The organism is Pontibacter silvestris, from assembly GCF_020907275.1.
In the GTDB taxonomy this organism is placed as follows: domain Bacteria; phylum Bacteroidota; class Bacteroidia; order Cytophagales; family Hymenobacteraceae; genus Pontibacter; species Pontibacter silvestris.
This window is the reverse complement of the sequence record NZ_JAJJWI010000085.1, coordinates 1-1,110: the sequence shown is the minus strand read 5'-3', so window position 1 is coordinate 1,110 and position 1,110 is coordinate 1. Positions and strand designations below refer to the sequence as shown.

Here is a 1,110-nt window from a genome sequence, read left to right as displayed (position 1 = left end):
GTTGTACTAAATAAAACAAACTTAATAGATGATGAAAAAATCTTTACTACTGCTTATCACCCTTCTTTCCACAGTCTTTTATCAAAGCTACGCCCAAACTGACTCTTTAAGGATTTATGTTACCGAAGCGCTGGACATCATGAGAGCACGTTCTGTCAACAAAAATAAAGTTGATTGGGAAAGACTGTATGCTGGAGCTTTGTTAAAAGCAGACAGCGCTCACAACATCAGGGAAATATACCCTATCATCGCAGATGCCTTGGACCAGCTGAAAGACCACCACTCTGGCTTTTACCCACCAGAAGAGATAGAAGCCATGAAACGAGGCTACAGAGCTTTTGGCATGGAGCTTCCAACCCCTAAGTTCAAGATGATTGACAATAAGTACGCCTATATTCAAATTCCGGCTTTTGGCGTCATCAACATCGAAGAGCAAAGGGAATACGCAGCCTCTATTCAGGAAGCCATAAAGCAACTGGATGAGCACAAGCCAAAAGGCTGGATAATTGACCTACGGGCAAATGATGGAGGCATGTCTGCACCTATGTCGGCAGGAGTCGGTCCTTTTGTTGAGAAGGATAAGTGTGCAGGGTGGAAAGACGCGGACGGTAAAAACAGCTACTGGATTTACAAGAAAGGGCAATTGTATGAAAATGACAAACTTGTTTTCGATTTAAAAACAAAGCCATACAAACTTAAAAGTAGCAGAAAACCGGTAGCAGTTCTCATTAGCAAAAAGACCGCCAGTTCCGGGGAGATTATAGCCACAACCTTTGTTGGCAGACGCAACACCATGTTGATTGGCACAAACACAAATGGCCTAACGTCCTCGAATAATGAGCATGAATTAGCTGACGGAGCATACCTTGTTTTGACAGAGGGCAATTACATAGACAGGAACAACAAGGAATATGCTAAGCCAGGAGAAGGTATAGCTCCAAACATCAGGTTGGAAAACCTAACCAAGGACAAGTCTGAAAATGATAAGCTTTACATAGAAAAGGCAATAGAATTCATCGATAAAGGCAAAAAGTAAATATTACTTAGTACAACCAAGTATAGCAGTCATGCTTCGGCTGACGCCTTGCAATCTGCTATACCAGCACGTTG

Annotated in this window: 1 protein-coding gene; it reads left to right on the top strand. The window is 42.3% G+C overall.

Annotated features, from left to right (window positions below):
- Positions 1-28: 28 nt before the first annotated feature.
- Positions 29-1,036 (top strand): S41 family peptidase, encoded by a 1,008-nt coding sequence (locus tag LN995_RS21665; protein ID WP_229963182.1) that lies wholly within the window; start codon positions 29-31, stop codon positions 1,034-1,036.
- Positions 1,037-1,110: the final 74 nt, after the last annotated feature.